General features: G+C 43.6%; 8 protein-coding genes and 1 pseudogene. 2 read left to right on the forward strand and 7 right to left on the reverse strand.

All coding sequences use genetic code 11. From position 1 onward, the window contains the following. From J1N09_RS15200 to J1N09_RS15230, 7 genes and pseudogenes are all read right to left on the reverse strand, one after another. Positions 1 to 1,519, reverse strand: a pseudogene (locus tag J1N09_RS15200) (hypothetical protein); the annotation flags it as partial. A 403-nt stretch (positions 1,520 to 1,922) separates the two neighbouring features. Continuing rightward, entirely contained in the window at positions 1,923 to 2,693 is a 771-nt protein-coding gene (locus J1N09_RS15205; RefSeq protein ID WP_265201138.1) for a carboxypeptidase-like regulatory domain-containing protein, read from the reverse strand. 81 nt (positions 2,694 to 2,774) lie between these two features. Then, positions 2,775 to 4,523 (reverse strand): DEAD/DEAH box helicase, encoded by a 1,749-nt coding sequence (locus tag J1N09_RS15210; RefSeq protein WP_265201139.1) that lies wholly within the window; start codon positions 4,521 to 4,523, stop codon positions 2,775 to 2,777. 159 nt (positions 4,524 to 4,682) lie between these two features. Continuing rightward, a complete protein-coding gene (locus J1N09_RS15215; RefSeq protein WP_265201141.1) occupies positions 4,683 to 5,258 on the reverse strand; it encodes a non-canonical purine NTP diphosphatase in 576 nt (191 codons plus the stop codon). A gap of 203 nt (positions 5,259 to 5,461) precedes the next feature. Continuing rightward, a complete protein-coding gene (locus J1N09_RS15220) occupies positions 5,462 to 5,845 on the reverse strand; it encodes a VOC family protein (protein WP_265201142.1) in 384 nt (127 codons plus the stop codon). 9 nt (positions 5,846 to 5,854) lie between these two features. After that, positions 5,855 to 6,379 (reverse strand): SRPBCC family protein, encoded by a 525-nt coding sequence (locus tag J1N09_RS15225; protein WP_265201143.1) that lies wholly within the window; start codon positions 6,377 to 6,379, stop codon positions 5,855 to 5,857. Between the two features lie 30 nt (positions 6,380 to 6,409). Further along, positions 6,410 to 7,069 (reverse strand): TrmH family RNA methyltransferase, encoded by a 660-nt coding sequence (locus tag J1N09_RS15230; protein ID WP_265201144.1) that lies wholly within the window; start codon positions 7,067 to 7,069, stop codon positions 6,410 to 6,412. Positions 7,070 to 7,136: 67 nt separating this feature from the next. Between J1N09_RS15230 and J1N09_RS15235 the strand changes: the two genes are divergently transcribed. Both J1N09_RS15235 and J1N09_RS15240 read left to right on the forward strand, forming a co-directional pair. Then, positions 7,137 to 7,817 carry an SIR2 family NAD-dependent protein deacylase gene (locus tag J1N09_RS15235; RefSeq protein WP_265201145.1) on the forward strand — a complete coding sequence of 227 codons (681 nt, stop codon included), beginning with the start codon at positions 7,137 to 7,139 and terminating at the stop codon, positions 7,815 to 7,817. Positions 7,818 to 7,819: 2 nt separating this feature from the next. Further along, positions 7,820 to 8,395, forward strand: a complete 576-nt coding sequence (locus J1N09_RS15240; RefSeq protein ID WP_265201146.1) for an adenylosuccinate lyase — start codon at positions 7,820 to 7,822, stop codon at positions 8,393 to 8,395. Positions 8,396 to 8,575: the final 180 nt, after the last annotated feature.

The raw sequence follows: 8,575 nt of genomic DNA on the forward strand, positions 1-8,575 counted from the left end.
AGGCCGTTAGGGTCTCTTGAACCGGTAGGGCAGCATCACAGCTGATGTCCGCAATCGGTGCCGGCTGCATGTCAAAGGTCGGTGCCGCCGTGTCATCAATCGTGATTATCTGGGTGGCTGTATCACTATTCCCACATGCATCAGTGTACGTCCAGGTTCTAGTAATAGTACCACCGCAAGCACCACCTACCAATGGGCCATCAGAAGAAGCTGTAACCCCACTTCCATCGCAGTTATCCGTCCATCCAAGATCAAAAGGAGCTGGCACATCCTCTATACATTGAACCAAAATATCAGCTGGTTCAGGATCCAGTACAGGATCTTGAGTGTCGTTTATTGTTATGATTTGTGTGGCCGTATCAGTATTACCACACGAATCGGTATACGTCCATGTCCTTGTAATACTACCACCACAAACACTATTAATCACTAAAGTTTTAGATTCATCGGAAATACCTTGCACGGCTAACTGTAATGGGCTATCGGTGGATTGAACCGTGCCGGAACCATCACAATTATCTGTCCAACCAAGATCAAATGGAGGGGGTACATCATCCAAACACTGTACTGTAATATCCGCCGGTTCAGGATCTAAAACCGGTGCCGTGTTGTCCGGCAAGACCGTAAATGTACTGGTACAAGTTTCAAAATTAGGACAACTGTCCGTAACTTCATAAGTCAAAGTAATAGTCCCTCCACATCGGTCCGGAGCGGTTAACGTATTGATGTCTACTGGAATTCCATCCACAAGGTAAGTCTCAACAACCGGTGCTTCACCCCCTGTATACGTAAACTGACTCTTCCAATTGTCAAAAGCAGTATCAATTGCAACTTGCGACTGGCACGCTGCCTGGACATCATCTTGCGGACAAGAAACAAAAACATCAGGGCAGCCTATTTCGCATTCTTTTACCTTGAAATTCAGCGAACCATTTGTAGGAGTATCCCAAAATAAAGCTATATAGTAAATATTATATGTGTCTGGAGCTATGACCGCATTTGGATTGGTCCAGGGTTCATACTGGTTGGCATTGCTTCCTATAACGAGATTAGAAGAATCGAAACTGTCGCATCGAGCCGGATCCGTCAATGCCGCCTCGACCGTGGCGTAATCTCCTGGAACCGTAACACTACCGGCATGAAACAACCACCACGAATCAACTGCACCTACTCCCTGAATCTTAGTGCCTTCCACGGTTGGTGGTGTGGCAAATACGATCCATTGTAGATAAGTACCTGTATTGTATTGACCTCCACTGAATAATTCTACAACAGATGCATCTGCAGAGGCATAGGTACTGGCAGCAGAACTGGCAGCGTCTGCACTTACTCCACAACCATCCGTATCTGCAGCATTGGTACAATTTATTAGTCCTGTTTGTACCGCGCCACTATTTGAACAATACAATTTAGCCGAACATGGGTCCGGCCCGTTTGCACCTAGCGCAGCAGAAGTTGGCAAGCAACTAGGTTCGGTACACTGGGCATGAACAGAATCTACCGAAAATAAAAGAAACATTAATACTGTTACATGAACAATGTTTATTCTAGATTCAAGATTCACTAATTTTCTAAATGAGGGGAGGGATCCCTTGAAAGTGTCGATTAATCTCATATCACCTTGATTATGTTAGTTGTTTAATACCACAACCAAATAATAGGAAAAGTGATGCCGAGATTACCGTGGCATCCTATGGAATAAATTTAGAGGCTATAAAGTCAATTACCGAAAAGGATAATTAACTAGATTTAATTAAATATATTGCACTTTAACGTCTTAACTAATCATTTTCGTTCTATGACAAATTATAACGACCAAGATCAATAAATTAAGATTTTTCCTACAAAAAAGTAAGAAAATCCTTTCCACTTAATTAAGTATTTAAATTATTAATGGGTAAGAGATAGTTTTAGGAAATTTTTTATCCTTTGCTCTTCTTCCTGTTAAGGACTTTGTATTCTTCGTAGCATTCACTAATAGCGTCAAGGATCTGCAGGTCACTGGCTGTCCTTATGAAATCCTGGGAGTAATTACAGCGATTTACGATCTCATCAATATCAACCCGTTCTAACTGCAAGACCGCCATGAGAGTTTCCCTGTCGTATTTGCTGGCCAGAAGATTGCGAATCTCATCATCCTCTTTCATCTGCCGCAACTTACGCATCTGTTTGGGTTTCTTTCCGAAGATATTATAAAGGAAGTCAGCCGGGTTAAAGATCGAGCTCAGAACACTACTCACAGCACTTGGTTTGGTCTTTCCTCCCTCGTAGCCTGTAGTTAGTCCCGAAATCCTGTAACGATAATTCTCATATATTGGAATAATGCGTGCATCGACTTCCACATAGCCAGTAAGTTCCACAGGGCGCACCACTACTTCTTCAAGCGCGATCCCCAGTTCGGTCATTTTCACCTTGATATCCCCGTATTTTAACCAGTCGTTGGTTACACGAACCCGGATCGATTTAAATCCTAAGTAACTGAAATAAAGCGTATCATTTACACTTGCCCTGATCGTGAATTTCCCTTCACGGTCCGTACTCGCACCACGGACGCTATTAAGGTTCACAATATTCACATTCTCGAGAGGTTGATCTGTTGCATCGTTCAACACTGTACCATTAATGATCTCGTCGTCCTGAGCATGGGCGAAAGTGCACGAGAGTAGTAAAAGTAGGATAAGGATTTTCTTCATAGCCTTGTGAATGTAAATGTACATAAATAGACGTAATTTTTCCGCCAAAGTTCCATTAACACCCTGAATTTTAAGACAGACTTAACGTCTTCTGCGCTTACCACCAGTACCCCTGTCGTTGGGACGCTGTGGTTTTCTCCTGCTTTTTCCTTTAAATTTTGGGCGATCATCACTCTTTCTTCCTTTTTTATGACCATCCTTTCGTCCTTTTCCACCCGAACGTGAACCTCCTTTTCGTCTGCCGTCCTTAGAAATCTCAACAGTGATCCTCCTACCATTCAGTTTAAAGGAATTGAAGACGTCCAGAACAAGCTCTTTATGCTTTTCCTCCACATTAAAGAACGAAAAACTGTCCATCACATCAACCTTGTAAAGATCATCCTTACCCAGTTGCATCAGGTCTCTAAGAAAGTCCTTCAAGGTCATCCAGTTGAAATCATCCCTGGCTCCCAGGTTGATAAAGAAGCGAACACCGGGCGCATCCGAGCCCGTAGAGGTATCACCCGCAGTAACATTCAGATCCTTGGCGTTCTTGTAGTAATTATAGAAACGAGAGAATTCTACCGAGAACACTTTCTTGATGAGTTCTTCTTTGCTGAAATCGGTTAGTATTTCATTGATCCCATCCAGGTACATATCGATCTCGTGATTTACCTCGGTATCTTTGATCTTGGTCGCGAGATGGAACAATTGATGTTCACATATTTCCATCCCTGACGGGATTTCTTTCTGAACGAATTTCTTCTGAATGATCTTCTCGATCGTTTTGATCTTCCTATGTTCACTTTTGGAAACGATCACCATGGAAACTCCGCTTTTACCGGCTCTTCCCGTTCGACCACTACGGTGCGTATAGGTTTCGATCTCATCCGGCAACTGATAGTTTATCACATGCGTAATATCATCAACGTCTATTCCTCTTGCGGCAACATCAGTAGCCACCAGCATCTGGATCTGGCGCGTCCGAAAGGACTTCATCACCATGTCTCTTTGATTCTGACTAAGATCGCCGTGAATAGCCCCGGCATTATAGCCGTCCTCAATGAGTTGTTCGGCTACTTTCTGAGTGTCGCGTTTCGTTCGGCAAAACACAACAGAGAATATCTCCGGGTTGGCATCTGCCAGGCGTTTCAAGGCCTTGTATCGATCACGGGCGTTTACAAGGTAATACTCGTGCGAAACATTCTCGGCACCCACGTTCTTGGTTCCAATGGAGATCTCCACGGGTGTATGCATGAACTTCCGGGCGATAGTTGCGACCTCCTTGGGCATGGTAGCACTAAATAACCAGGTGCTCTTATCTTCAGGAGAATGGGAGAGAATTTCAGTGATATCTTCATAAAAGCCCATGTTCAGCATCTCATCGGCTTCATCGAGCACACAGTATTCAATTTTTGAAATGTCGATCATCCTGCGGCCTATCATATCCTTCATCCTACCGGGTGTGGCTACAATGATCTGTGCTCCTTTTTTGATCTTCTTGGCCTGGTCTGTAATACTGGCTCCACCGTAAATGGCAACTATATTGAGGCCATCCACATATTTTCCGTACGCTTTAAGTTCGTTTGTTATTTGTAAACAAAGTTCACGTGTAGGTGAAAGTATAAGCCCTTGTGTAGTTCTGCTTTCCGCTGTTATCTTCTGAAGCATCGGAAAACCGAATGCAGCAGTTTTCCCCGTACCAGTTTGCGCCAACGAGACGAGGTCGGTTTCTTTTTCGAGAAGAAGAGGGATTGTTTTTTCTTGTACTTCCGATGGAGCTTCAAAGCCCAGGTCGGATATGGCACGAAGGAAGTTTTCCTCCAGTCCCAACGATTGAAATGTCGGCATAAAAATATTTTACCTGTTAGTGCGCTGAGTGGAAGCTAGCGACAGATAAAAACCCAAATGCTTCATTTACAACGCTTCCTCACCCTGAGGAATTGGCGGCAAAGATAGACTTATTCGTGAGAAATGGACGGAAATGTCGCGAATACTTGAATTCTGAACTTATTCAACCTTTAAATATTCCAGTAATTGCGCTATTGCCTTTCCCCTATGTCCAATTTCCGTTTTAAGAGATAGTGGCATCTCGGCAAAGGTGCGGTCGTAACCGTCCGGTTGAAAAAGAGGATCATACCCAAACCCGCCTTCACCTCTCGGGCTTTTAACGATGACTCCCGGGCATAGCCCGGTAAAGAGTTTCTCTCCTTCCGCAGTTGTGAGAGCGATGACGGTTTTGAAACGTGCGGCCCTGTTTGATTCTTTCTGAAGTTCATCCAGTAACTTTCGGTTATTGGCGTTGGCGTCCTTTTCCGGACCTGCATAGCGAGCACTGTACACCCCTGGAGCATTATCAAGGGCTTCCACTTCTAAACCTGAATCATCTGCAAAGCAATCAATTCCGAAGTGATCCTTGACGTAGCGAGCTTTCAATAAAGCGTTTCCTTCAATGGTATCCTCGGTTTCGGCTATGTCGTCAAAACAATTGATATCGGTTAAACTCAGCAACTCAATATGCGAAGGCATCTGGGCCTTCACTTCTCGGAATTTGTTTTTGTTGTGGGTGGCAAATACGAGTTTCAAGATAGTATGTTAGTATTTTGGTATGTTAGTATTTGAGTAGACTAATTTTTAACACTGAACAGGTTGCAGAAAAATCGCAATTCAAAATCTTCAAAATGCAAATAAAATCCAAATCTCAAATTCCAAGGGCCATTTTGGTTATTATTTGTTGCTTGGATTATGGAGCTTATTTGCTATTTGGGTTTTGAAATTTGGAATTTGCTTTAACTCCGGCTGTGCAGCGCTACCCTATTCCCTTCCGAATCGATAAAGACTCCCATATAGCCATGCTCAGGTGATATCTGGGTTTTTGGTTGATAGATCTCACCTCCTGCGGCTTCAACCCTATCCAATTCCACCTGAACATCCTCGCTATGGAAATAGACCAGCGTGCCTTCCTGACTTGGGATATACGACTCTTGTTTTATTAGGGTTCCTGTTGCCCCTGTGATTGAATCTGCGTCTTCATCAAAAGGAAACCATCCCATTTGTAAACCGCCAAAATCAACGAGCTTCATCTCGATATCCAAAACAGTCTCATAAAACTTTATGGCCCTATCCATATCCGAAACAGGGATCTCTATCCATGCAAATGTGTTGTGTTTCATTGTTGTACGTTATGATTCTAATATATTTTTAAGTTCTTCCAATCCTTCCTCAAAATCCTTCCCTACGGCCTTGTCCATATTCATAAAAAGCATGAATACATTGAAAGGCATTTTATTCACTCCCGAAAATCCCCAGGTAACTTTGGTCCCGCCATCCGCTTTATCCACCTGCATATATGCGTCACTCTCCGACTTCCAGGGTTTAAAAAAGCGTAATTCAGATTCTACTCGTTCGTTCTCCACGATCTTCTTGATCTCCTGTTCACCCTCTCCCACTTCTTTATTGCCTTCCCAATGGGCCACAAAACCCACGGTGCCATCCTCACCCGTCCAGCTTTGTTTCATATTCGGATCTTTTTTCTTCCAGGGAGACCAGTGGTCCTGGTTCTTAATATGTTTCAGATATTGGAAAACCTCCGGTAATGCCCGGTTTACAGTAATACTTCGATGCACGTGATATTTCTTTGGTGCGACCAGTATTAAAATGATCAGTATGGCCACTATGGCCCCAACAATACTTAAAAAAATATACATAGTTGTTTGATTTTCAGTGAGATTATGAATTTACGAAATTTTACCTTCGAAATAACGGCTAATGATCTGATCTACACTTTTTATGGACCTTTTCGTCCACTCCAATTCTAATTCCATTTTTTCATCTTCTGAAAGTTCCCAGGAAATATCACTTTGACGCATTCTACCAACCACATCCTGCAAAATAATAGCGGCCGAAACTGAAATATTCAGACTCTCAGTAAAACCATACATAGGTATCTTCAGGTAACCATCCGCTCTGTTCATAACAGAATCACTGAGTCCTACATCCTCCTTGCCGAAGAAAAACGCAGTCTTTTTTGACACATTGAAATCACTCAACAACATGGAATCGTTATGAGGTGTAGTGGCAATAAGCTGATAATCCTGCTTTTTCAGATTATCCATGCAGGCCTCTATGGTATCATAGCGATGTAGACTCACCCATTTCTGTGCCCCCATGGCGATCTCCTTATCCACACGTTTACCCTCCAACTCCTCAACAACGTGGAGATCCTGGATTCCAAAAACATCACAGGAACGCATCACCGCACTGGTATTATGCAGTTGATAGACATCCTCTGTAACTACAGTGAAATGCCGGGTGCGTTGCGCTATCACTTCCTTAAAAAGCGCTTTGCGCCTGTCGGTTAAATAAGATTGTAGATATTCGAATAATTGAGGATCCAATGAAATAAGTTGTTTGCACTAAGATAAATTTTTTCTGAAAAAGGGGATTTTAAATTACATTTAAGGAATGAAGATAACAGTACTAACAGGAGCAGGAATGAGTGCCGAAAGTGGCCTGAAAACCTTCAGGGATAGTAACGGACTGTGGGAAGGTCACGATGTGATGGAGGTCGCATCCCCACAAGGCTTCGCGCGTAACCCTGAACTGGTACTCGAATTCTATAACCAAAGGCGAAGACAACTTCAGGAGGTTAAACCCAATGCAGGTCATGTAGCATTAGCGAGGCTGGAGGAAGATTTCGACGTTCACATCATCACCCAGAATGTGGACGATCTGCATGAGAGGGCCGGAAGTACGAAAGTGACCCACCTCCACGGTGAACTTCTGAAAGTGCGCAGCACTTTCGATGAAAGCCTGGTAATGGATTGGAGAGATGATCTTAACCTGGGTGATTTCTGTGAATTCAACCACCAGCTACGTCCGCATATCGTTTGGTTTGGAGAGGCTGTACCCATGATGGACGTTGCCATCGACCTTGTGGAAGCTTCTGATATTGTAATGATCGTTGGAACCTCCATGCAGGTCTACCCCGCCGCGGGCCTGATCCAGTATGCGAGCTACACAGCGCCCATCTATTTTGTGGATCCCAAACCAGCTATCGAAAGCTCTCGGAGAGTAACAGTTTTAGCAGAAACAGCCACTTCAGGAGTACCAAAAGCAATTGATCTGATACGGAAATCCCTCTGAAAATGACCAATTCGGAACTCATAAAACAACTAAGCTATACTACTGCGCTGCGCGAGAACCGGATGCGAGCGGCCAACTATATCCTGGATCATCCGGAGACTATTGCCGAGGTGTTGGAACTCTGTTTTGGGGATTATAAAGAGCTCTCTTACAAAGCCGCCTGGGCGTTCGAGTTTGTCTTTATTGAACAACCTTCACTACTATATCCGCATTTTGATTATTTCTTCGGAATGCTTCCCACAGCAAAGTTAGATCAGGTAGTAAGGCCTATGGCTCATATATGCGAGCGTCTTTGCATTGCGAACTATAAAAAGCTGGATCCGGGGGTTCGCTCCTCACTTTCAGAAGAACATAAACTTGTAATGACCGAATGTTCCTTCGACTGGCTCATTACCGACCAAAAAGTAGCCTGCCAGGTTCGGGCTATGACCTGCCTGTTTTACCTGGGCACCGAAATTGATTGGATCCACCCGGAGCTGAAACAGATTCTGGAGGATAATGTACATAAAGGAAGTGCCGGGTATAAATCGAGAGCTAAAAAAACCCTTGAGCAGATTAGGAAATTTCGATATAGTTGATTCGTTTATTTGTTGATTTGTTTATTCGAAACCATCAACTTCAGACTTCCGACTTCCGACTTCTGACTTCCGACTTCCGACTCCCGACTTCTGACTTTTGACACCGTACACCGGACAAAATAATAGTTGATTCGTTTATTTGTTGATTTGTTTATTCGAAACCATCAACTTCAGACTTCC

Source organism: Aureitalea sp. L0-47, from assembly GCF_026126405.1.
In the GTDB taxonomy this organism is placed as follows: Bacteria; Bacteroidota; Bacteroidia; order Flavobacteriales; family Flavobacteriaceae; genus Pukyongia.